The organism is Bacillus sp. FSL R5-0286 (assembly GCF_038593245.1).
GTDB classification, from domain to species: Bacteria; Bacillota; Bacilli; order Bacillales; family Bacillaceae; genus Bacillus; species Bacillus altitudinis.
In genome coordinates this window covers 1,911,677-1,933,656 of sequence record NZ_CP151977.1, presented here as the reverse complement: position 1 = coordinate 1,933,656, position 21,980 = coordinate 1,911,677, and the positions used below count along the sequence as shown (strand labels likewise).

The window sequence follows — 21,980 nt, the reverse complement described above, 5'->3', positions numbered from 1 at the left end:
ACTCCATTTGTTTCGTCTTTAGATTAAGTGAAGAAAAGCCGTTTTTTGTCGAGTTCATTCTCTATAAAACATGCTTTTCATTTTATTATAACGAAAATATTTCTAAAAAACTAAAAAATATGGAAAATTCAAAGAGATTAGTTGGTAAACTCGTTCGTTCGTTTGTTGAATCAACTTACTAAGTGAATATATAGGGGGAATCACTTATGGTCAAATCAAATATGACTTCGTTAAGTAGTTTACAGGGGATTGGCAACATTCAATATGAAGGAAAACATTCAAAGAACCCATTCGCATTTAAATATTATAATCCGAGCGAAATGATTGGCGGAAAGACAATGAAAGACCACCTGCGATTTTCCGTCGCTTATTGGCATACACTGACTGCTGATGGAACAGACATGTTTGGAACTGGCACGATGAAAAGGGCCTGGGATTCTTATAGTGGAATGGATTTGGCGAAAGCTAGATTGGAAGTGGCTTTTCAGCTCTTTGATCTATTGGATGTTCCGTATTTTTCATTCCATGACCGTGATATTGCACCAGAGGGCGACACGCTTCAAGAGACCAATCAGCAGTTAGACATCATCATAGAAAGAATGAAAGATTACATGCAGCAAAGCGGGGTTCGGCTTCTATGGAACACGGCTAATATGTTTAAGCATCCAAGATTTGTTCACGGTGCAGCGACATCCTGTCATGCCGATGTATTTGCCTATGCAGCTGCACAAGTGAAAAAGGGCATCGAAACAGCAAAGGAACTCGGCGCAGAAAATTATGTTTTCTGGGGAGGACGAGAAGGTTACGACACACTGCTGAATACAGATATGAAAAGAGAGCTTGACCATTTGGCGACCTTTTTGCATATGGCGGTCGATTATGCAAAAGAAATTGGATTTACAGGTCAATTTTTAATTGAGCCAAAGCCGAAGGAACCGACAACTCATCAATATGATACGGATGCAGCGACATCGATCGCCTTTTTAAAACAATATGGATTGGATACACACTTTAAATTAAATATCGAGGCCAATCATGCGACATTAGCGGGTCATACGTTTGAGCATGAGCTGCGTGTAGCAAGAATTCATGGACTGCTCGGTTCCGTTGATGCCAACCAAGGAAACTCCCTTCTAGGCTGGGACACAGATGAATTCCCAACGGATTTATATGCCACAACACTCGCCATGTATGAAATTTTGCAAAATGGCGGACTTGGAACAGGCGGTCTCAATTTTGATGCAAAAGTCAGAAGAGCCTCCTTTGAACTGGAAGATCTTCTGTATGCCCATATTGCGGGGATGGATGCATTCGCAAAAGGGCTGCGGGTGGCTCATAGACTCATAGAAGACCGTGTGTTTGAAGATGTGATCAAGCACCGGTACCGTAGTTTTTCTGAAGGAATTGGGCGGGAGATTTCAGAAGGAACGGCAAACTTTCATACATTAGAAGAATATGCACTGAAACATCCGCTCATCAGAAACGAATCTGGCAGAGAGGAACAGCTGAAAGCCAGATTGAATCAATATTTGTTAGAAGATTAATTGAGCGGGCTGCTGTTTTGAAGGAGTGAACACATGAAGTATGTGATGGGAATTGATCTTGGAACGAGCGGAGTCAAAGTGATATTAGTAGATGAGAGCGGGAAGGTATGCTGCGAGACGACTAAATCTTACCGCCTCATTCAAAGCAAACCAGGTTATTGTGAGCAAAATCCTGAAGACTGGGTAGAGCAGACGATGGCCGCGATGACAGAACTTATGGAGAGAAAGCCTGTTCAGTCAATGCAGGTAGAAGGCATCAGTTTTTCTGGACAAATGCACGGACTTGTTTTATTGGATGAATCCCTTCAGGTGCTCAGGCCTGCCATCTTGTGGAATGACACAAGAACAACATCGCAATGCGGGCGCATGACAGAAAAGCTAGGAGGCAGGCTGCAAGCGATCACAAAAAACCAGGCGTTAGAAGGGTTTACACTGCCAAAGTTGTTATGGGTAAAGGAACATGAACCAGAAATTGATCAACGAATCCATTTGTTTTTACTTCCAAAAGATTATGTCAGATATCGATTAACCGGCGCTATTCATATGGACTATTCTGATGCGGCTGGTACGTTACTGTTGGATATTGGAGAACAAACATGGAGTGAGGAGATTTGTCAAACCTTTGATATTCCGATTCGTATTTGCCCGCCGCTCGTTTCATCGGAGGCGGAGGTTGGAACACTTTTGCCGCAGATCGCAAAGGAAACCGGGATGACAGAAGAGGCGAAGGTTTTTGCGGGTGGCGCGGATAATGCTTGCGGTGCCATTGGTGCCGGCATTTTATCATCAGGTCACACACTATGCAGCATTGGCACATCAGGTGTCATTCTTTCCTATGAAGAAAATCATAACAGAGAGCTGAATGGAAACTTGCATTTATTCCATCATGCAAAAAAAGACGCTTTTTATACAATGGGAGTCACTTTATCAGCAGGTTATAGCCTCGATTGGATTAAATCTTTACTTGCTCCAAATGATTCGTTTAAAGCCCTTTTAGCCGGAGCAAAGGATATAGCGCCTGGCGCAAATGGATTGCTGTTTACACCATATTTAGTTGGGGAAAGAACGCCTCATGCAGATTCAGTCATTCGTGGAAGCTTCATTGGATTAGACAGCCGGCATGAAAAAGCGCATATGGTTAGAGCTGTGCTCGAAGGAATCACTTTTTCATTAAATGAATCGATCGCTTTATTCAGGCAGGCCGGAAAAAGAATCGATGCTATTGTGTCCATTGGTGGAGGTGCGAGAAGTCATACATGGCTTCAAATGCAGGCAGACATTTTTCAAGCTAAGGTGATTCAGCTTGAAAATGAGCAAGGGCCTGCGTTAGGTGCAGCGATGCTTGCAGCAGTTGGATGCGGCTGGTACCAGTCACTTGAGGCGTGCGCGGATCAGTTTATCCATCAAGCAGCCGTATTTACACCAAATCAACAGCATGTCGATGTATATGATCATCTCTTTCGTTTGTATCAAAGCATTTATACAAACACAAGAGACATTCATGCGGGTCTAGCACAGTATCGATAATCTAGTAGTGAGTAGGGGCATGAAAGGAGGTGATGAATTCGTTTCATCTTAGAGATGACAGAATCAAAAGGATGAAAAAGGAGAGGAATGGAAGATGAATTTGAGAAAATTAAGACTGTTGTTTGTGATGTGTATTGGACTGACGCTTATACTGACGGCTGTACCAGCCCATGCGAGAACCATTACGAATAATGAAATGGGTAACCATAGCGGGTACGATTATGAATTATGGAAGGATTATGGAAACACCTCGATGACACTCAATAACGGCGGGGCATTTAGTGCAGGCTGGAACAATATCGGAAATGCTTTATTTCGAAAAGGAAAAAAGTTTGATTCCACTAGAACTCACCATCAACTTGGCAACATCTCCATCAATTACAACGCAAGCTTTAACCCAGTCGGGAATTCCTATTTATGTGTCTATGGCTGGACACAATCTCCATTAGCAGAATACTACATTGTTGATTCATGGGGCACATACCGTCCAACAGGCACACATAAAGGAACATTTTATGCAGACGGGGGCACATATGACATTTATGAAACAACCCGTGTCAATCAGCCTTCCATTATCGGGATCGCAACCTTCAAGCAATATTGGAGTGTACGTCAAACGAAACGTACAAGCGGAACGGTCTCCGTCAGTGCGCATTTTAAAAAATGGGAAAGCTTAGGGATGCCAATGGGGAAAATGTATGAAACGGCATTTACTGTAGAAGGCTACCAAAGCAGCGGAAGTGCAAATGTGATGACCAATCAGCTGTTTATTGGCAACTAAAAAAGTCAAAGAAAAGAGCCGGGAGCAAAACTCCTGGCTCTTTCTATCATAATTTTTCAACTTCGACTCTGCCGGAAAAGAACGTCGCACCACCGCCCATATCTGCCAAACGATCAGGTGTGAGGCCATTCACCAAATGTTTTTTGCCTTTTTGGTCTGCCCATAATCCCTGGCTGACAACAACGCCAGATAACACATTTTGTCCGACTGACACGATGAGCTCGCATTCTCCTCGATCATTCAGCACACGAACCATGTCCCCATCTTCAATCTGTCTTTCTTTTGCATCTTGTTCATTCATATGAAGCTTCGGATATTTCTCAAGCTTTTGATGCTTCTCATGAAGAGAGAAGGTGGAATTAAGAAAATTATGGTTTGGTCCCGGTATAAACGTCAGTGGATAATCACTTTCCTTGAATAAAGGTACATAGGTTGGAAGGGCTGGATATCCATCTTTTTTCATTTGTTCAGAGTAAAGCTCAATTTTCCCGCTTGGGGTAGGGAGCTTTAAATCTTCGAAAGGCCCTCGTTTTGCTTTGATCCACTTTTTCTCTTTTAACGCTTGATATGAAATGTTTTCATAGTGCGGATTTTCAGGATGATGAAGAGCTTGTTCCATTAGTTCCGCATCTGTGTCTTTAAAGGCTTCATCTTCAAAGCCCATCGCATGAGCCAAAAGACGAAACACTTCTGTGTTTGATTTGCTTTCTCCATAACGTTCTATAACAGGTTCTTGAATTTGAATGTAATGATGCCAGTAAGAAGTATAAAAATCCTCGTTTTCAAAGGCAGAGGTCGCTGGCAGAACAATATCCGCATAAGTGGCTGTCTCTGTCATGAACAAGTCATGGACAACCGTAAATAAGTCTTCCCGCATCAAACCGTCTCTTACTTTATTTGCTTCAGGTGTCACAACAGCCGGGTTGCAAGAGTAGACAAAAAGAGAATCAATAGAAGGTTCTGCGTTCGTTAGCACGCTGCCCAGCTGATTCATATTAAATGTTCTAGGTTCGCGTTCCTTTAATAATTCCGGCCGCTGAAGAGCGATTTCATTATAACTAAGAAAAGAAGAGTTCGATTTCATCGCACCGCCGCCTTTGTGCAGCCATTGACCGGTGAGGGCAGGGAGGCAGGAGATGGTTCGAATACTCATACCGCCATTATCGTGATGCTGTAGCCCATTGCCAATACGAATGAGAGACGGCGATGTCTCTGCGTACATTCTCGCAAGTGTGATGATGTCTTCTTTCGGGACACCCGTGACCTGTTCAACCGTTTCTGGATCGTACTGCTTCACATGCTCGCGAAGTTCATTGTGACCGACCGTGTAAGTCTCTAAAAATGACGCATCTGTGAGGTCTTCTTTAAAAAGGACATGCATGATCCCAAGAGCTAGCGCACTGTCAGTGCCAGGGCGAAGCGGAATGAACCAATCTGCCATCCGGCCCGTTTGGTTTTTGTGCACATCAATGACGACAATTTTAGCCCCTTGCTTTCGAGCTTTTTGTGCCAACGTGATTTGATGCATATTGGTTGAAACCGCATTGATGCCCCAAAAGATAAATAGTTTCGTATGAATGGTCTCTTCTGGGTCTGTCCCGATGCTTGCGCCCATTGTATATTTATAGCCAGTTGTTCCGGCTGACTGACAAATGGTTCGGTCTAGCTGACTTGAGCCAAGTCGATAGAAAAAGCGGCGGTCCATTCCTTCTGCATTGAGATTCCCCATATTCCCATAGAAGCTGTAAGGCAAAATGCTTTCTGGTCCTTTTTCTTCGATCAGCTTTGTCCATTTTTGACGAATGGTTTCAATCGCTTCTTCCCACGTAATTGGAGCAAACTGCCGGTCACCTTTTTGACCTACACGTTTTAATGGTGTTGTCAGACGTTTTTCATCATATAAACGAGCTGTGACATTCCGCACTTTATTGCAAATGTTTCCTTGAGTGACTGGATGATCTGGATCTCCTTGAACTTTAACGATCTTTCCGTTCTCTTTATGTATTAAAAGACCGCACTGATCAGGGCAATCTAACGAACAAACTGATTTGAATATTCCGTCTTTCATTGCTGTGTAATCGGTCATACGTTTAGCTTCCTTTCCGAATTCCGTGATCACTGTACATATGGATTTTATTTTAGCATGTTCAGACGAGGAAGGTAAGGATAAGCATATGAAAAAAAGCCCCTAATGAAAGGGACTTTTAAAAACGGGTGACCTGCACAGGGAATTCTTTGACCCCAAACACAAACGTGCTTTGAATCGGTTTCAGCTGATCTGCCGCACAGGTGATTTCTCGAAACGTACGGAGTAAAATCTCAAGTGCTAGATGAGCCTCAAGCCGGGCGAGAGGGGCACCAAGACAAAAATGGATGCCGAAGCCAAAGCTCAAATGTGGATTTGATTTTCTGTCAAGACGAAACGTATCTGGATCGTCAAACTTCCGTTCATCACGATTCGCAGATGCCACCCAGCTGATAAGATAGTCTCCTTTTTCAATGTGAGAACCGGCAATCTGAACATCCTCTGCTGCAACTCGCCCAATCGCTTGAACAGGCGGATAATAGCGCAGCGTTTCTTCTGTCAATTGAGGAATGAGAGACAGGTCTTGCCGCACTGATTCGGCGATATGCGGCTGCTCTGTTAAAAGTCGTACGGCATTTGTAATTAAATTCGTTGTTGTTTCATTACCAGCAACGAGTAAGAGTATACAAAAGCCAAGCAGTTCATTTTCTGATAAACGCTCACCGTCAATTTCCGCTTGGATGAGAAGGGAGATTAAGTCATCGGCTGGCGTTTCTTTTCGTTTTTGGATCAAATGAGCAAAGTACTCTGACAGCTCTTTTTCTGCTTGTTTTTGCATGTCGACAACGACTTGAACAGCTTCTTTTGAATCATCTTTGGCTCCTGCAACTAGAGCATCTGAATGTCTTTTGATCAGCTCTCTGTCTTTCACTTCTGCACCGAGAAGCTCGGCGATGATCATGACAGGTAGGGGAGCGGCCAGATCTTGCACAATATCGAAGGTCCGTTGATCCTTTACTTGATGTAATAGATCATGGGTCAAGTCTTTGATCTTTTCTTCTATTTGTTTGATCGCTTTTGGCGTGAAGGCTTTATTGACGAGTGCTCTCATTTTGGTATGTTTTGGAGGGTCCATTGTTAAAATACTCGTTTTAGATGTGCTTCTTCCTCGCTGTGATGAAAACACTTTTGGCTGCTTCAGAACGGACTGAATATCAGCATATCGAAAAAGATCCCAGCACTTTCTCGTTTCATCGTATCGAATATCACCCTGCGATCGTAATTCATTGTAGATAGGGAATGGGAAAAGAAGGTCATCTGTAGATCGGATTTCTTTCATTGGGATGACATTGACGTAATTTTCTTTTACTTTCATTATGAACGCTCCTTTTTCTCTTGATTCCCTTTCACGGTATCACCACAAAAAAAGCATTTCAACGGACATGTTTTCTAAAATATGTCAATAGTCTAATCGAAAGATTCAAACACATTCTTCCTATAGGAAAATAGAAAGCCATCAAAATGATAGCGCTTTCTAAAAACTAGAATTGAAGTCACCGAAACCAAAAATAAAATGGTGAATTCAGTCGAACGAAAGGGTACTATGATTCAAATCTGTATAGTTCTTTTGATCTAAATTGATGATTTTAAAAAACACGGCTAACATACATACCGCAAGCTGTTCAGCGTGTATTCGGGACTTTTGAAAAGCGCTGGCTCTTTCTTGACACGATTTCTCATCATGTTACGATAACTAACGTGCGAAAAACACGAACAAAAAGCGAACAAGGGAGAGGATCAATATCATTGATCAAAAGAAAGTTGCTTTCATTGGAGCAGGTTCTATGGCGGAAGGAATGATTGCAGGTATTGTGCGATCAGGTCAGATGCCGCTCAGCCAAATTTACGCAACAAACAAGCAAAATAAGCAGCGATTAAACGAACTAACGAAACGCTACGGAATCCAAATAGCCACAATGGATTCATTTCCTTTTGAAGAAATGGATATGTTGATCCTGGCAATGAAGCCAAAGGATGCTGAAACAGCACTTGAATCATTAAAACCTCATATTCAGAAAGATCAGCTCATCCTGTCTGTACTTGCAGGTGTGAAATCATCGTATATTGAAGACATGCTGCATGAAGGGCAGCCTGTTATGCGAGTAATGCCAAATACGTCAAGTACGATTGGGGCGTCGGCGACCGCTTTATCTGCTGGACGTTATGTGAAAAATGAACATGTAAGCATGAGTCGGGCTCTTTTATCTGAAATGGGAGAAGTGTATACCATTCAGGAAGAGCAAATGGATATTTTCACAGGAATTGCCGGAAGTGGTCCAGCTTATTTTTATTTCTTAATGGAAAGAATCGAAGAGGCTGGAGAAGAAGCTGGCTTATCAAAAGAAATGTCCCGTCAAATCGGTACACAGACACTTCTCGGTGCAGCGAAGATGCTGCAAGAAACAGCTGAAAATCCTTCTGTCCTCAGAGAAAAAATTACGTCACCTAATGGAACAACTGCTGCAGGACTAGATGCATTAGATGATTTTGGCGGAGGAGAAGCCATCAAACAGGCCGTCAAACATGCCGCCAATCGATCAAAAGAAATAAGTGAACAGCAAAAACAAAAAGTAACGATATAAATAGAGCCTCAATACAGGAGTGATAAGGTGTACGCAGATAAAGAGAGAAAACGAATTGTTGTGAAAATCGGAAGCAGCTCTCTTACTAGCTTTCAAGGTGAGATTAGTTTAAAAAAACTAGAAAACCTCGTCAATCAAATTGTAAAACTCAAAGATGAAGGACACGAAGTCATTTTGGTCTCATCTGGTGCGGTTGCAGCTGGTTACCGAAAATTAGGGTTTATTGATAGACCGAAAACACTGCCAGAAAAACAGGCGTCTGCCTCAATAGGGCAAGGGCTTTTAATGGAGTCATATTCTACTTTATTTTTATCGCACGGTTATATTGCTTCACAGCTATTAATTACAAGAAGCGATTTTTCAGATGAAACGCGCTATCAAAATGTGCGAAATACAATGAATGTGTTATTAGATCGAGGGATCATCCCGATTATTAATGAAAATGATACAGTGACGATCAATCGGTTGAAGTTTGGAGATAATGATACATTGTCTGCAAAAGTAGCTGGACTGATTGATGCGGATTTCCTCGCTATTTTATCTGATATTGACGGCTTGTATGAAGATAACCCTCATACAAATCCGAATGCGAAGAGAATTCTAGAAGTCACAGAAATCACAGAAGACATCGAAGCAGCCGCTGGAGATGCGGGAAGCAGCGTTGGCACAGGCGGAATGAAATCAAAACTCGACGCCTTTAAAATTTCAATGGCCTCAGGCATCAATGGCTTTTTGGGCAAAGCCGATACGCCTCACATTTTAGACAAAGCCATTAATGGGACAGAGGACGGCACTTATTTTACAGCTGACGAAAATTTAGCGCCGCTGAATTATAAAAAACAGTGGATTGCTTTTCATTCTGGCCCAAAAGGCGAAATCGTTGTTCAAGAGAAAACACAGGAGCTTCTCATGCATCGTGAGAAAAGTCTGGATTCTGACGGCATAGTCGATGTAAAGGGTTCGTTTAAAAAAGGCGATGTTGTCCGTATTTTAGATCAAGATGAAAGAGAAATAGGGCTTGGCATTGTCAATTATGCGTCCGACGAACTCGCACTGAACGGTGACTTGCTACAGGATGAAGTGGTGCATGTCGTAGATCTTGAAGCGTTTGTTTGTCATTTAGATTTATCAATACCAGTTTGCTAATCATAAGGGAGGAATTTCATGACACTGACAGCTGAAGTTGTCACATCGGTCAAAGAAAAAGCGAAAAAAGCAAAGCACGTATCAAAAAAACTAGGTTTACTTCAAACAGAGGAAAAAAATGAGGCGCTGCTGAAAATAGCAGAAACACTCGAACAGCAAAGTGATTTTATTTTACAGGAAAATCAAAAGGATTTAGAGGCAGGAAAAGAAAAGGGCTTCTCTGAAGCATTAATGGATCGATTAATGTTAAATGAAGAGAGAATTCATGAGTTTGCGGAAAGTTTGCGGCTTGTGACGAGATTAACAGATCCTGTTGGAGAAATATTGGATGAATGGACTCTTGAGAACGGCTTACATGTGAAAAGCCGAAGAGTACCGCTCGGCGTGATCGGGATGATCTATGAAGCGAGACCGAATGTCACTGTCGATGCAGCAGGGCTTGCCCTCAAGGCAGGCAACTCAGTGATTTTAAAAGGCGGTTCCTCCGCTATTTCTTCCAACAAAGCCATCGTCCGCGTCATTCATGAGGCATTGGATCAAACAAAGATCCCTCGTGATGCGGTACAGTTTATTGAACAAACAGACCGTTCATCGGTTCAAGCGATGTTTCATCTAAAAGAATGGATCGATGTTTTAATTCCGAGAGGCGGGGCTTCTTTAATCAAAACAGTTGTAGAAGAATCGACCATTCCAGTTCTTGAAACAGGGACAGGGAACTGCCATATCTTTATTGATCAAACAGCGAATGTAGAAAAAGCCATTCAGATTGTCATCAATGCGAAAACAAATCGTCCGGCCGTTTGTAATGCGCTTGAGACTCTGATCGTTCATCGCGATTGGCTGAAAGAAAATGGTGCAGCATTGAATGAAGCACTCCTTCAGCATCATGTCACTGTGCATGGAGATCAAGACGCTCAATCTTTCTTTTCCGAAGCGGTTCCTGCGGAGGAAGTGGATTGGACAGATGAGTATTTAAGTCTTGATCTTGCGGTGAAAGTCGTTGACTCAATTGAGGACGCCATTCACCACATTGATCAGTACGGAACGAAACATTCAGAAGCCATCGTAACAGAGGATGAAAAAAACGCACAAATCTTTCTAAACGAAGTCGATGCGGCCGCTGTTTATCATAACGCATCTACACGTTTTACAGATGGCGGTGCACTAGGATATGGCGCTGAAATTGGCATTTCTACTCAAAAGCTGCACGCAAGAGGGCCAATGGGACTTCCTGCACTGACAACGACAAAGCTGCTTCTATCTGGTGATGGTCAGATTAGAAGCTAGAATGAATGTAAAGAACACTACCTTTCTAACTTGAGGTAGTGTTTTTTAGTGACTGATGAAAGAAGAGAGAAAAAAGGGAACGACATGGAAACGATGCTGAAGCACTGACAACTCTTGAAAAAGAAGACAAAGGGCTAAAATAAAGTCCATTTTAGCCCTTTGTCAACAATCTGAAACTCCCCATAAGAGGGAGTTTTTTTATGAACTTGAACGGTCTTTTTTCATGACTTTCTCAAATTTGAAAAATTCAAATGTCTCAGGCGCTAAAGGGTCATTTTCTTGATCGTTCTCATGAGGCAAGCTCGGATCTGGATGGTGCAAGTGATAAAACTCAACAATCTGAAACCCGCATTTGTTCACATAAAAATGAATGTTGCGCTTTTCAAAATAAGGAGTGACAACTTCCCACACCTTCGTTTCTGGATATTGCGCCTCAATGGCTTTCCATGCTGCCTGACCAATGCCTCGGCTGTGAGATGATGAAGAGATATATAACAGGTCCACCGAATTGCGGTGTGTGTGATGGTTGATTTTTAAAACAACCCCTCCTGCCTTTTGACCGTTTAGTAAAATATGATAGACAAGGTTCTCAGTCGAATAAAAAGATTCATCAATCGATTCATCGGGTGGAATTGGTCCACCTTCTGCATCGCCAAATGCATCAATGATGCCAGCTGTGAAAGCATCTTGCAGTTCCTTTTTCATCAAAGGGAAGTCTTCTTGATTTGCAAGTGATAATGTGACTTGATCTTGTGTGATTTTGTTCATGTGTAAATCCTTCCTCCACATATGTGGTGTTTCTGCATGTTATCATAAAGGATGGAGTAACTCCATAGTCAAGAAAGGAGCCCTAAAAATGATGAGCGATGTTCAAAAAACATTTTTAACTGGAGAATTTGCGGCATTATTTGAAGTGAAAAAAGATACACTGCTCTATTATGATAAGATCGATTTGTTTAAGCCGGCAGGTGTTCAGGAAAATGGGTACCGTTATTATACATTTGAACAGTTTGATCATTTCATGGCCATTCAATCTCTTCGCGCTGTTCAATTTCCGATCAAACAATTAAAACAATACTTTACTGAGCCTTCTCAGGAGAAATTGCAAAGCCTGGCGGTTGAGCAAGCAGAAAAGGTCGGGGAGGAGATCCAAAAACTACGGGATATTCAATCTTTTCTTTTTCGTGTGATCGAGACAACGAATGAATTATCTTCAGTGAAAACAGGGGAGGTCTTGTTTCAAGAACTGCCAGAAGAACCGATCGTCCTCAGTACATCAAACCCGATTGATTCAAACACACCTATAGAAGAAATTTCTCGAATTGTAGGAGAATTTCTGAAAGGGATTGGTATTAAAGGTGCCGCGGCAAATGGTTCTGTTTTAAACAAGGAGCAGTTTTTGCAGCGTCATTATCATCAATCTGATAGGCTGTTTTGCCGAATGGAAGGGCCGGATGCAGTCAAAAAGCCTGCGGGTCTATATGCAGTCATGTATCAACAAGGAACATATGAAGAGATGGAGACTGCCTATTCACGTTTATTAGATCGTATCGAAGCAGAGGATATGATACTGGATGGAGATGTCTTTGAGGAGTATTTACTTCATTCTCTGATGTCTAAAAATGAAGCGGATTACATGACGAAACTTAGTGTGAAAGTCAGAAAACGGGAAGCTTAAGGCATCACAAAAAGGATAGACAGGCATTTTTACATGCTGTCTATCCTTTTTGGTGTTGTTTAACCGACTTGGTTTTCGGCAAATTGACTCATATAGAGGTCTGCATAAAAGCCTTTTTCTTTCAAAAGCTCACGATGAGTTCCTTTTTCAATGATCGTGCCATCTTTCATGACTAAAATGAGATCGGCATCTTTAATCGTTGAAAGTCGATGTGCAATGACGAAGCTTGTTCTGCCGTTCATTAATTCATTCATCGCTTTTTGAATATGCATCTCTGTCCGTGTATCGACACTGCTTGTTGCTTCATCTAAGATTAATATCTTCGGATCAGATAAGATGGCACGGGCGATGGTTAACAGTTGACGCTGACCTTGTGAGAGGTTGCCGGCATCTTCTGTTAAGAGTGTGTCATATCCATCTGGAAGGGTGCGGATGAAATCGTCTGCATAGGCATGTTTAGCGGCCTTCAACACATCCTCTTTTGAAACATTTGGTCTGCCATATGCGATGTTGTCATAAATTGTGCCTTCAAAGAGCCATGTATCCTGAAGAACCATCGCAAATAAGTCACGCACTTGCTCTCGGCTGAGGTCGGTTGTTTTTACGCCGCCAATGCGAATGGAGCCTTGATCTAGCTCGTAAAAGCGCATTAACAGATTAATAATCGTTGTTTTTCCAGCGCCTGTTGGCCCAACAATGGCCACCGTTTGTCCTTCTCGGACTTGTAAATTCAAATCTTTAATAATGGGTTGATCTTTCTCATAACCGAAGTGAACGTGCTCAAAGGCCACATCTCCGGAAAGGGATTTAAGATCAATCGCTTCATCTTCTTGCGCATGTTCTTCTTCTTCATCCAGAATTTCAAACACCCGTTCAGCAGAAGCGATAGCAGATTGAACTAAGTTTGCAACACTGGATGCTTGCACAAGCGGCTGCGACATTTGTTGTGTGTATTGGATAAATGCTTGCACATCCCCAACGCGAATATTCCCATTAATGACAAGAATTCCGCCAGCAACACTTACCGCCACATAGCCAAGATTCCCAATAAAGGTCATCATCGGCATCATTAAGCCGGAGATAAATTGTGCTTTTCTTGAAGATTCATATAGTTGTTCGTTTAATTGATCAAAAGTATCAATGGCTTTCTTTTCATAGCCATACGCACGAACCGTCTGATGTCCTGTGAACATTTCATTAATATGTCCATTGATCATCCCTAGTTCTTTTTGCTGTGCTTTAAAATGCTTTTGCGAAAATGATGTAATGCCTCGAATCGCAAACAAACTAAGAGGCAGCGTCAAACAAACAAGCAGCGTCAGTAGCGGACTGATGAAAAGCATCATGACGACAATTCCAATGACTGTAATGACAGATGTGATCACTTGCGTGAGTGCCTGCTGTAAAGAAGTATTAATATTATCAATGTCGTTCATCACCCGGCTCAGCGTGTCTCCGTGTGTTGTTTTATCAAAATAACGAAGGGGGAGACGTGTGAGCTTGTCATTTGCTTCTTGCCTTAATTCAGCAATGGTCTGCTGCGAGACACCCGCCATTACATATTGCTGCACGAATGAGAAGAGAGATGCCACGACATATAATAGAACAAGCAACAATAAAATGCGTGAAATGACATCAAATTGAACGCCAGTTCCTTGTGTAAAACTTTCAAATAGGGAAGAGGTGGCATCCCCAAGTAATTTTGGACTGACGACATTAAAAACGGTTGAACCGATCGCTGCAATCAGGACAATGATCAGCTGAAATTTCCTCGGTTTTAAATAGCCCGTTAAACGAAGAAGTGTTTTTTTAAATTCCTTCGGTTTTTGTACTGGGCCCCTTGGGTGACCGCCTTTATGTCCCATTCCAGAAGACATTTTTTTACTCATCCTTGCTCCACCTCCTGACCTTCCTGTGATGCGACTATTTCTTGATAGACAAGGTTATCTTTCAGTAACTGTTCATGTGTACCGATACCTGCTATTTTTCCATCATCTAACACAATGATTTTATCGCTATGCTTCACTGTGCTGATTCTTTGAGCCACAATAATCAAAGCAGCATGCTCTTTTTCAGCTTCTAGCGCTGACCGAAGTTTTGCATCCGTTTTGTAATCAAGGGCAGAGAAGCTATCGTCAAACAGGTAGAATGCAGGTTTTCTTACGAGTGCTCTTGCGATCGAAAGACGTTGTTTTTGACCGCCAGAGAGATTCGAACCCCCTTGGTCTATCTCTGCGTGAATTCCGCCATCTTTTTGCAAAACAAATTCTTCGGCCTGTGCTGTCCGCAGTGCCTGCCAAATCTCGTCATCTGTAGCATCTCGTTTGCCAAAGCGCACATTATCAGCAATGGTTCCGCTAAATAAAATGGCTTTTTGAGAAACATAACCCATCTGACTTCTCAGTTTCTCTTGAGGCAATTCTCTAATATCGACACCATCTAATGTAATTTTTCCTTCTGTTGCCTCGTAAAAACGTGTCATCAGCTGAAGAAGTGTCGTTTTCCCGGAACCTGTACTGCCGATGATCGCCGTCGTTTCACCCTTTTTGGCTTCAAACGTCATGTCTTGAACGGCTGGTTTTTCAGCATTTGAATAATAAAATGACACATCCTCAAAGCGAATGGACTGGGCTGGCTGATCAAGTTTAGTGAGAGCTTCTTTTTTGTCTTTAATTTTTGGTTCTAGATTTAACACTTCATTCATCCGTTTAGCTGATGCCTGAGCTCTAGGCACCATAATAAAACTCATAGACAGCATAATGAGTGCCATTAAAATCATCATCGCATATTGAATGAAGGCGATCAGATTCCCGACTTCCATCTGTCCGGCATCAATCCGATTAGCGCCAATCCAGACAATGCCGATATTCGTGAAGTTCATGATAATGAGCATAAAAGGGAACAAGTACGCCATTAATCGATTGACTTTAAGGCCAGTATCCTTATACGATGTATTGGCTTCTTGAAAACGTTCCTTTTCGTCATCTACTCGGTTAAACGCACGAATGACCCGAATGCCTGAAAGCGACTCTCTCATAATCAAGTTCAGCCGGTCCGTTTTTTTCTGAAGCTGGCCAAAGAGGGGGATCGCTTTTCTTGACACTAAATAAATGAACCCGCCAAGAAGGGGAAGAGCTGCTAAAAAGATGAGAGATAACACAGCATCTCTAGATACAGCCAAAATAATTCCACCAACGAGCATAAGAGGCGCCCGTGTCATCATTTGTAAGATCATGATCGTGACATCTTGAACTTGTTTCACATCATTTGTGGATCTTGTAATAAAGGAAGATGTCCCGATTTTTTGAAATTCTTCTAATGAGAATTGTTCGACATGCACAAACAGCTGTCTTCTCATATCACGCCCGAAGCCTAGAGCTGTCTTAGATGACAAGTAGGACTTCCAAATCGTGAGCAAGATGGCAAGTAAAGAACAACCCACCATCCAGCCCCCAACTTTCCATATATAAGCGACATCTCCTTGGACGATCCCGACATCAACGATATCTGCCGTAAGCGTCGGTAAATACAGCTGGAGCATACTGCTTAAAAAGGTGAGAATCACAATGGACACAACGGATAGCCGATAGGGCTTTAAAAACGATAAAATTGATTTCATACGATTACCTTTCTTCCATATAGTCTGTTGTTCTGTAACTCATCATATACAAAGAGGGATTATTTCTACAAATGAAATGTCTTGTTTTAATGAATTATTTATATTGTTCAATTTTTGAAAAGAAGTCCTTTACAAACATATAAAAATCATGGGCAGAAGGAGACATCTCTCTCGATTTAGACGCAATAATTCCGACCGTTCTTCTCACTTGCGGGAAATCAATGGGAATTTTCACTGTAAATCGCGGTGTTGTTTCATAAAAAGCACTTTCGGGTAATAAGGTAACGCCCATACCCGCTGACACAAGACCTTTAATGGCATCCAAATCTTCTCCTTCAGATGAGATAGTAGGCTCATAGCCAGCCTGCTTACAGGCATCAACCGCAATTTGTCTCAGCACATACCCTTCAGGAAATAAAACGAAATGGTCTTTTCTCAAATCACTTAAATGAATACTTCTGTGCCCGCTAAAGGGGTGACTAATAGGCAAAAGGGCATAAATGCTTTCGGAAAACAAGATATTTCCTTCTATTTGAGGATCGTTTGTCGGGACGGGTCCTAAAAAGGCAAGATCAATGTCTCGATTTTTGACAGCTTCAATCAGAAACTTATAGGAACCTTGCCGAAGTAAAAAATCGACCTCTGGATATTCCAGCTTAAATGCGGAAATGACAGAAGGGAGCACTTGGCTTGCTAAACTTGTAGGAAATCCAATGTTCACTGTCCCTTTGTGGGGGTCTAAGTATTCATCAATTTGTTCTTTGGCGTAGTCTATCGCTTTTAGGGCGGTTCTGACATGGTCCAAAAATTGTCTGCCGATTTTCGTTAATTTGATATTTCGTCCTTCTCGTTCGAATAAAGCCACTCCAAGTTCTTCTTCTAAATTGGCAATCTGCCGGCTGATGGCAGATTGGGCAACGTGTAAGTTTTCAGCCGCTTCTGACACGTGTTCACGGTCAGCAACTTCTACAAAATAACGTAATTGACGAAGCTCCATTTTTGCACTTCACACCCATCTATCTCAAAAAGAGATTGTTTTGATCTAAATTATATATTGTTTATATTAATTTGAAAACTTAAAATAAGTTACAGAGTTTGTGAGATTTTATTACTGTGAAAAAACGGATCTTTTAAACGGGGGAGAGAAACGATGACTTATAATCAACTACCACAACCACAAGGTCTCTACCGTCCTGAATTTGAACATGATGCATGTGGAATCGGACTGTACGCCCATTTAAAAGGGGAGGCGACACATAGCATCGTCAAAAAGGGATTGCAAATGCTGTGCCAGCTTGATCACCGCGGCGGGCAAGGCAGTGATCCGTATACAGGTGATGGTGCCGGCTTAATGGTACAACTGCCAGACGCTTTTTTTAGAAAGAACTGTCAAGACTTTGCACTTCCTGAAAAGGGCCGTTACGGGGTAGGAATGGTGTTCTTTTCAAAAGATGATGATGCCAAAACGCGTCAAGCGATCGAACAAAAGATCAACGGCTTCATTAAACAAGAAGGGCAAACATTAATTGGCTGGAGAACGGTCCCTGTTGATGCTGGGAAAATTGGAACGGTTGCAGCGAAGAGCTGTCCGGTTGTCCGGCAAGTGTTCATCGGAGCAAACGACAACGTAACAGACCGTTTGTCATTTGAACGAAAATTATACGTCATCCGCAAGCAGGCTGAAAACTGGGGAACAGCAGAGGAAAAACAATTTTACTTTGTCAGTCTGTCTAGTCAAACCATTGTATATAAGGGGCTTTTAACATCAGATCAAGTTGATGCTTTTTATCTTGATCTACAGGATGAAACATTTGTTTCTGCATTTTCACTCGTTCATTCAAGATTTAGTACAAATACATTCCCGACATGGGAACGAGCGCATCCAAACCGTTACTTAATTCATAACGGAGAAATCAACACATTAAGAGGAAACATCAATTGGATGAGAGCAAGAGAACAACAATTCGTGTCTGAAGCCTTCGGAGAAGATCTAGACAAGATTTTGCCAGTGCTGAATGCAGACGGAAGTGATTCATCCATTTTAGACAATGCCTTTGAATTTTTCGTGCTTGCAGGGCGTACTCCTGCTCATACAGCGATGATGCTGATTCCTGAGCCGTGGACGGAGAATACGCACATGTCTAAAGAGAAACGGGCATTTTATGAATATCATAGTTCGTTAATGGAGCCGTGGGATGGCCCGACAGCGATTTCGTTTACGGATGGTAAACAAATCGGCGCCATCTTAGATCGGAACGGATTAAGACCTGCGAGATACTACGTAACAAATGACGATCATATCATTTTCTCATCTGAGGTCGGCGTCATCGACACAAATGAAGAAGATGTGAAGTATAAAGACCGTCTTGAACCAGGTAAAATGCTGTTAATTGATTTAGAAGAAGGACGCATTATTTCTGATGAAGAAGTGAAATCTTCAATTGCAAATGAACTTCCTTATCAAAAATGGCTCGATGAAGAAATGGTTCACGTCAATCGCTCTGAAGAAAATTCAGAAAATTCTAGTATAATGAGTGATTTGTTAACACGTCAGCGTGCTTTCCATTATACGTACGAAGACATTCAAAAATATTTAATTCCTTTACTAGAAGAAGGAAAGGACCCAATCGGCTCGATGGGAAGTGATACACCGCTTGCTGTGTTATCAGATCGTGCGCAGTCGCTGTTTTCTTATTTCAAACAGCTGTTTGCTCAAGTGACGAACCCGCCAATTGATGCCATTCGTGAGCAGCTCGTTACATCGACCATGACTTGGTTAGGTGCTGAGGGAGATATTTTACATCCAAATGAATATTCATGCCGAAGAATTAAACTTTATACACCTGTTTTAACAAGCGGGCAGTTCAACGGCTTGAAAACGATTGTTCATAACGCCTTTAAAAGCAAAACGATTCATACACTTTTCACTGATGACCTAAAACGTGGTCTTGATGCGATGTTTGAAGAGGCAGAAAAAGCGATTCGTGAAGGGGTATCTTTACTAATTCTTTCCGATCGTGACATGACGGAAGAAAAAGTGCCGATTCCACCACTTCTTGCATTGAGTGCACTTCATCAGCATCTTGTGCGTCAAGGCTTACGAACAAAGGTGAGCTTAATCGTCGAATCTGGAGAAGTAAGAGAGGTTCATCATTTTGCCGCACTGATTGGCTACGGTGCAGATGCGATCCATCCGTACCTCGTTTACGAAACATACAAACAGCTTATTGCTGAAGAAGCGATTGCGATTAGCTTTGATGAAGCTGTCACAAAGTTTGGGAAAAGTGTGACTGAGGGCGTAGTTAAAGTAATGTCTAAAGTGGGAATTTCCACTGTCCAAAGCTATCGAGGCGCACAAATTTTTGAAGCAGTCGGCATTAGTGAAGATGTCATTCAGGCGTATTTCACAGGAACAGCTTCACAGCTAGGCGGTATTGATCTTGATACCATTGCAAGTGAAGCAAAGCTTCGTCATGAGGCTGGGTATCAGGCATCGACTGATCAAACGCTAGAATCAGGCAGTGAATTCCAATGGAGAAAAAATGGAGAGCATCATGCCTTTAATCCAAAAACCATTCATACCCTTCAGTGGGCATGCCGCAACGAAGATTATGATTTATTTAAGCAATACACGAAGGCGGCGGATGAAGAACGAATTGGTTTCCTTAGAAATCTATTTGCTTTTCGTTCAAAACAAAAGCCAGTTCGTCTAGAAGAAGTTGAATCTGCTGAATCCATTGTACGCCGCTTTAAGACAGGTGCGATGTCATTTGGTTCACTAAGTAAAGAAGCGCATGAAGCACTAGCGATTGCGATGAACCGAATTGGCGGCAAAAGCAACAGCGGAGAAGGCGGGGAAGATCCTGCACGCTTTACAGTAGATGAGCACGGAGATGATCGCAGAAGTGCAATTAAACAGATTGCTTCTGGCCGCTTTGGCGTGAAAAGTCATTATTTAGTCAATGCAGATGAACTGCAAATTAAAATGGCGCAAGGTGCAAAGCCGGGAGAAGGCGGACAGCTGCCAGGAAATAAAGTATATCCTTGGGTCGCAGACGTACGTGGTTCTACGCCAGGTGTTGGCCTAATCTCACCACCGCCTCACCATGATATTTATTCAATCGAGGATTTGGCTCAATTGATCCATGATTTGAAAAACGCAAACCGTGATGCACGCATCAGTGTCAAGCTAGTTTCTAAAGCTGGCGTTGGTACGATTGCAGCAGGTGTAGCAAAAGGGACAGCTGATGTCATCGTAATTAGTGGATATGATGGCGGTACTGGAGCTTCTCCGAAAACAAGTATTAAACATACAGGACTTCCTTGGGAGCTTGGATTGGCAGAAGCGCATCAAACCCTTGTCTTAAACGGCCTTCGAGAGCGAGTCGTTCTTGAGACGGATGGCAAATTAATGACAGGACGCGACGTTGTCATGGCTGCGATTTTAGGAGCAGAAGAATACGGCTTTGCGACAGCTCCACTTGTCGTATTAGGATGCGTCATGATGAGAGCATGTCATTTAGATACTTGCCCAGTCGGAGTCGCTACTCAAAACCCTGAACTTCGCAAAAAATTCATGGGTGACCCTGATCACATTGTCAATTTCATGATGTTTATTGCAGAGGAAGTAAGAGAAATTTTAGCTGAACTTGGCTTTACATCAATGGATGAATTGATTGGGCGTACGGATGTTTTATCAGTAAGTGAAAGAGCAAAAGCACACTGGAAAGCAGGACAGCTGAACCTTGAAACCCTGCTTTATCAGCCAGAGGGACCACGCACATTCAGAACGCCGCAAAATCATAAAATTGATGAATCACTGGATATGAATGAGATTCTCCCTTATGTACAGGAAGCGCTCGATCATCAAACACCAGTTGATCTGTCACTAAACATTCGCAACATTCACCGTGTAGCTGGAACGATTACGGGCAGTGAAGTGTCTAAGCGCTACGGCGAAGAAGGTCTGCCAGAGGATACGATCACACTTCGGTTCACTGGTTCAGCTGGACAAAGCTTCGGCGCATTTGTTCCAAAGGGGATGTCTTTATATTTAACAGGTGACTCAAATGACTATATCGGCAAAGGACTCTCTGGAGGCAAAATTGCTGTCAAAACATCTGATCACTTTGTACAAAATGGACATGAGAACGTGATTGTCGGTAACGTTGCATTTTACGGCGCGACAAGCGGAAAAGCGTATATTAACGGTCGTGCAGGTGAACGATTTGCCGTTCGTAATTCAGGTGTCAATGTGGTCGTTGAAGGAATCGGTGATCACGGCTGTGAATACATGACTGGCGGACGTGTTGTCATTTTAGGTGACGTTGGGAAGAACTTTGGCGCAGGGATGTCTGGCGGTATCGCTTATGTGCATACATCCGATGCAAAACAGTTCAAAAGAATGTGTAACATGGAAATGATCATGTTTGAAAAACTCACAGATCACGAAGAAGAACAAGAAGTGAAGCAAATGATTCAGGAACACCTTGATTATACAAACAGCTCAAAAGCAGCAGCACTTCTAGAGAACTGGGCACAAGAAAAGAATCAATTCATTAAGATCATTCCGAGAAATTACAAAATGATGCTTCAAAGCATTGAGGAACAAAAACAAGCAGGCCTTAGCCACGAGGAAGCTGTTATGTTCGCATTTGAAGCAAACACAAAACCGAAAAATAAAGAAACGGCAAACGGGCAAAAAGCAGCCGTCGCTCATTAAGAAAGGGG

Annotated in this window: 14 protein-coding genes; 8 read left to right on the top strand and 6 right to left on the bottom strand. The window is 42.3% G+C overall.

Going from position 1 to position 21,980, the window contains the following annotated elements; translation table 11 throughout:
• Positions 1–206: 206 nt before the first annotated feature.
• The 3 genes from xylA to NST24_RS09715 all read left to right on the top strand — a co-directional run bounded on the left by xylA (position 207) and on the right by NST24_RS09715 (position 3,852).
• Positions 207–1,544, top strand: a complete 1,338-nt coding sequence (gene xylA / locus NST24_RS09725; RefSeq protein ID WP_024718319.1) for a xylose isomerase — start codon at positions 207–209, stop codon at positions 1,542–1,544.
• Between the two features lie 33 nt (positions 1,545–1,577).
• Positions 1,578–3,071: a xylulokinase gene (gene xylB / locus NST24_RS09720; protein WP_342461702.1), complete on the top strand. Its 1,494-nt coding sequence runs from the start codon at positions 1,578–1,580 to the stop codon at positions 3,069–3,071.
• Between the two features lie 94 nt (positions 3,072–3,165).
• The gene (locus NST24_RS09715) at positions 3,166–3,852 is read left to right on the top strand and encodes a glycoside hydrolase family 11 protein (protein ID WP_008346560.1); all 687 of its coding nucleotides are present in this window, start codon (positions 3,166–3,168) and stop codon (positions 3,850–3,852) included.
• A 46-nt stretch (positions 3,853–3,898) separates the two neighbouring features.
• On the opposite strand, the gene NST24_RS09710 is transcribed toward NST24_RS09715, so the two are convergent.
• Together NST24_RS09710 and NST24_RS09705 are read right to left on the bottom strand one after the other, a co-directional pair.
• Positions 3,899–5,938 (bottom strand): molybdopterin oxidoreductase family protein, encoded by a 2,040-nt coding sequence (locus NST24_RS09710; RefSeq protein ID WP_335352414.1) that lies wholly within the window; start codon positions 5,936–5,938, stop codon positions 3,899–3,901.
• 118 nt (positions 5,939–6,056) lie between these two features.
• Positions 6,057–7,253 (bottom strand): cytochrome P450, encoded by a 1,197-nt coding sequence (locus tag NST24_RS09705; RefSeq protein ID WP_342461701.1) that lies wholly within the window; start codon positions 7,251–7,253, stop codon positions 6,057–6,059.
• Between the two features lie 421 nt (positions 7,254–7,674).
• Here NST24_RS09705 and proC point away from each other — a divergent pair, with 421 nt between their 5' ends.
• From proC to NST24_RS09690, 3 genes are read left to right on the top strand one after another with little or no spacing between them, the layout of a single operon-like run.
• Positions 7,675–8,520, top strand: coding sequence for a pyrroline-5-carboxylate reductase (gene proC / locus NST24_RS09700; RefSeq protein ID WP_326378012.1), 846 nt, complete (start codon positions 7,675–7,677; stop codon positions 8,518–8,520).
• A gap of 27 nt (positions 8,521–8,547) precedes the next feature.
• Positions 8,548–9,666 (top strand): glutamate 5-kinase, encoded by a 1,119-nt coding sequence (proB, locus tag NST24_RS09695; protein WP_008346569.1) that lies wholly within the window; start codon positions 8,548–8,550, stop codon positions 9,664–9,666.
• An 18-nt stretch (positions 9,667–9,684) separates the two neighbouring features.
• Positions 9,685–10,953, top strand: coding sequence for a glutamate-5-semialdehyde dehydrogenase (locus NST24_RS09690; RefSeq protein WP_025207480.1), 1,269 nt, complete (start codon positions 9,685–9,687; stop codon positions 10,951–10,953).
• Between the two features lie 198 nt (positions 10,954–11,151).
• On the opposite strand, the gene NST24_RS09685 is transcribed toward NST24_RS09690, so the two are convergent.
• Positions 11,152–11,721 (bottom strand): GNAT family N-acetyltransferase, encoded by a 570-nt coding sequence (locus tag NST24_RS09685; RefSeq protein ID WP_274660354.1) that lies wholly within the window; start codon positions 11,719–11,721, stop codon positions 11,152–11,154.
• A gap of 88 nt (positions 11,722–11,809) precedes the next feature.
• Here NST24_RS09685 and NST24_RS09680 point away from each other — a divergent pair, with 88 nt between their 5' ends.
• Positions 11,810–12,631 (top strand): MerR family transcriptional regulator, encoded by an 822-nt coding sequence (locus tag NST24_RS09680; RefSeq protein WP_342461700.1) that lies wholly within the window; start codon positions 11,810–11,812, stop codon positions 12,629–12,631.
• A 59-nt stretch (positions 12,632–12,690) separates the two neighbouring features.
• Here the strand turns inward: NST24_RS09680 and NST24_RS09675 are convergent, their stop codons facing one another.
• The 3 genes from NST24_RS09675 to NST24_RS09665 all read right to left on the bottom strand — a co-directional run bounded on the left by NST24_RS09675 (position 12,691) and on the right by NST24_RS09665 (position 17,247).
• The gene (locus NST24_RS09675) at positions 12,691–14,520 is read right to left on the bottom strand and encodes an ABC transporter ATP-binding protein (RefSeq protein WP_342461699.1); all 1,830 of its coding nucleotides are present in this window, start codon (positions 14,518–14,520) and stop codon (positions 12,691–12,693) included.
• Positions 14,517–16,250 (bottom strand): ABC transporter ATP-binding protein, encoded by a 1,734-nt coding sequence (locus NST24_RS09670; protein WP_342461698.1) that lies wholly within the window; start codon positions 16,248–16,250, stop codon positions 14,517–14,519. The genes NST24_RS09675 and NST24_RS09670 overlap by 4 nt, the downstream gene beginning before the upstream one ends.
• 94 nt (positions 16,251–16,344) lie before the next feature.
• Positions 16,345–17,247 (bottom strand): LysR family transcriptional regulator, encoded by a 903-nt coding sequence (locus NST24_RS09665; protein ID WP_342461697.1) that lies wholly within the window; start codon positions 17,245–17,247, stop codon positions 16,345–16,347.
• Positions 17,248–17,400: 153 nt separating this feature from the next.
• Between NST24_RS09665 and gltB the strand changes: the two genes are divergently transcribed.
• Positions 17,401–21,972 carry a glutamate synthase large subunit gene (gltB, locus tag NST24_RS09660; protein WP_138825896.1) on the top strand — a complete coding sequence of 1,524 codons (4,572 nt, stop codon included), beginning with the start codon at positions 17,401–17,403 and terminating at the stop codon, positions 21,970–21,972.
• Positions 21,973–21,980 lie beyond the last annotated feature (8 nt).

Coding starts and splice junctions, on each gene's coding strand:
- gltB (WP_138825896.1), top strand. CDS start 17,401: ATGACTTATAATCAACTACCACAACCACAAGGTCTCTACCGTCCTGAA.
- NST24_RS09685 (WP_274660354.1), bottom strand. CDS start 11,721: ATGAACAAAATCACACAAGATCAAGTCACATTATCACTTGCAAATCAA.
- NST24_RS09680 (WP_342461700.1), top strand. CDS start 11,810: ATGATGAGCGATGTTCAAAAAACATTTTTAACTGGAGAATTTGCGGCA.
- xylA (WP_024718319.1), top strand. CDS start 207: ATGGTCAAATCAAATATGACTTCGTTAAGTAGTTTACAGGGGATTGGC.
- NST24_RS09705 (WP_342461701.1), bottom strand. CDS start 7,253: ATGAAAGTAAAAGAAAATTACGTCAATGTCATCCCAATGAAAGAAATC.
- NST24_RS09670 (WP_342461698.1), bottom strand. CDS start 16,250: ATGAAATCAATTTTATCGTTTTTAAAGCCCTATCGGCTATCCGTTGTG.
- xylB (WP_342461702.1), top strand. CDS start 1,578: ATGAAGTATGTGATGGGAATTGATCTTGGAACGAGCGGAGTCAAAGTG.
- NST24_RS09690 (WP_025207480.1), top strand. CDS start 9,685: ATGACACTGACAGCTGAAGTTGTCACATCGGTCAAAGAAAAAGCGAAA.
- NST24_RS09675 (WP_342461699.1), bottom strand. CDS start 14,520: ATGAGTAAAAAAATGTCTTCTGGAATGGGACATAAAGGCGGTCACCCA.
- NST24_RS09710 (WP_335352414.1), bottom strand. CDS start 5,938: ATGACCGATTACACAGCAATGAAAGACGGAATATTCAAATCAGTTTGT.
- NST24_RS09715 (WP_008346560.1), top strand. CDS start 3,166: ATGAATTTGAGAAAATTAAGACTGTTGTTTGTGATGTGTATTGGACTG.
- NST24_RS09665 (WP_342461697.1), bottom strand. CDS start 17,247: ATGGAGCTTCGTCAATTACGTTATTTTGTAGAAGTTGCTGACCGTGAA.